Source organism: Gilliamella sp. Nev5-1, from assembly GCF_001690895.1.
Classification (GTDB): domain Bacteria; phylum Pseudomonadota; class Gammaproteobacteria; order Enterobacterales; family Orbaceae; genus Gilliamella; species Gilliamella apicola_C.
Genome location: NZ_LZHO01000049.1, coordinates 1 through 1,766, shown reverse-complemented (window position 1 = coordinate 1,766; position 1,766 = coordinate 1). Strand labels below are relative to the sequence as shown.

Sequence of the window (1,766 nt, the reverse complement as noted above, 5' to 3'; positions counted from 1 at the left end):
TTTCAACTAAGAAAAACTTTAACACTTTTGATTTTGATAAATACACTAAGTATGTAAATTTAAGTAAATATAATGATTACTATTTGTTCTTGTGTACGGATGCTTTAGCTGATTGGCTTATTAATTCTTTTAATTTATTAAAAAGTTCTACAAATCTAACAAATATACTCAATTTACAAAACAATTTGAGTAACTTAAATGAGTTTTTTTATACAAAGGTAATGGAAGCACGGAAAAATAAAAAAATGAAAATAGATGACTCAACATTAATCATTCTTAAAATAAATTAATTGGTTAAGGTTATGACATATCCTACTTTTGAGCAATATAATCAAGTATTTCAATCTCACCAAAATTTTATATCAGATAATGATTTAAAATTTGGAAATATTAAAAAATCAGGGTTAGGTGTTCCTTTAGCTATAAGTGGTGGATTTGCTTTAACCTACACTATTGAAAATAAAGGTACTAAATTTGCTGTTAGATGTTTTCATAAAGAGTCAAAAGGGTTGTTACAACGTTACACAGCTATTTCTCAAAAACTTAAATCCTTGAACTCTTCTTTTTTTGTTAACTTTGATTTTTTAAATAATGGCATATGTGTTAATGGAAATCATTATCCGATAGTTAAAATGGCTTGGGCACAAGGCGAAACTCTAGGGGAATTTTTAGAAAAAAATTATAAAAATAAGGCTGCATTGAATAATTTATCAAAAAAAATAAAAGAATTATCAGAATTTTTAGGAAAAAATAATATTTCTCATGGAGATCTGCAAATGGGGAATATAATGGTGTCTGATAATGGAAAAGCTATTCAATTGATTGATTATGACGGAATGTATATTGGCTCAATTTCTAAATTGGGGAGTTCAGAATTAGGTCATATTAACTTTCAACATCCTTTAAGAGCAGTTGAAAATCCATTTAATGATAAGTTGGATAATTTCTCATTTATTACATTATGGTTAGGTTTACAATCATTAATTCTAGACGCATCTATTTGGGACAAATCACAATCAGATTCAGATTCTCTAGTATTCAAAGTAGATGATTTTGAAAATCCAGAGAATTCTAAAACTATCAATCTATTGATGAGTTATCCACAATTAACTATATATGTCACTAACTATATAAAAATTTGTTTGGTGGATCAATTTAAAAAAATACCTACATTATCAGACTTTATTGATAACCAAATTAACCTTGAATATATCAAATTATCGTCGCCTTCATCTTTTAAAATCAATACCTATAAAAGTCAGTATCCAGTTATATCAGTGTTAGATTTCGTTAAGTGTGAATGTAAATACCCCAAACTTAGTACACAACTCACGTAGAAAATTAAGCTGCCTGTTTTAATGTTTTATATTCGAGCGGTGTCATGTTATTTAATGCCTCATGCGGTCTTTCGGTGTTATAAATCGTTAACCATTCTTCGGTTATTCTCCTTGCTTGTGCTAAGTTGTTAAAAAGATATAAATCGAGTACTTCAGTACGATAGGTACGATTAAATCGTTCAATATAACCATTTTCATAAGGGCTACCGGGCTGGATATAATCAATGGCTATATCATGTGATTTAGCCCAGTTTATAAAGGTTTTTCCTGTAAATTCTGGTCCATTATCGACGCGTATTTTTAACGGATAACCATGATACTCCGCCAATTTATCCAAATAACGAGTCACTCTACCTGCGGGTAAACTCACACCAATATCAATACCTAATGCCTCACGATTAAAGTCATCGATGACATTGAATGTCCTAA

At 29.2% G+C, this 1,766-nt stretch carries 3 protein-coding genes; 2 read left to right on the top strand and 1 reads right to left on the bottom strand.

What is annotated here, in order from left to right:
- A partial coding sequence (locus A9G41_RS14550) for a hypothetical protein (RefSeq protein WP_218837682.1) occupies positions 1–290 on the top strand: 290 nt, incomplete at its 5' end.
- Between the two features lie 12 nt (positions 291–302).
- The gene (locus A9G41_RS07030) at positions 303–1,337 is read left to right on the top strand and encodes a protein kinase (RefSeq protein WP_065581583.1); all 1,035 of its coding nucleotides are present in this window, start codon (positions 303–305) and stop codon (positions 1,335–1,337) included.
- A gap of 4 nt (positions 1,338–1,341) precedes the next feature.
- Here A9G41_RS07030 and A9G41_RS07025 read toward each other — a convergent pair.
- Positions 1,342–1,766, bottom strand: a 425-nt coding sequence (locus tag A9G41_RS07025) for an integrase core domain-containing protein (RefSeq protein ID WP_143425433.1), incomplete at its 5' end; no start/stop codon positions are given.

Bases quoted from the DNA above. Each gene is read 5' to 3' on its own strand.
- A9G41_RS07030 (WP_065581583.1), top strand. From the start codon at position 303: ATGACATATCCTACTTTTGAGCAATATAATCAAGTATTTCAATCTCAC.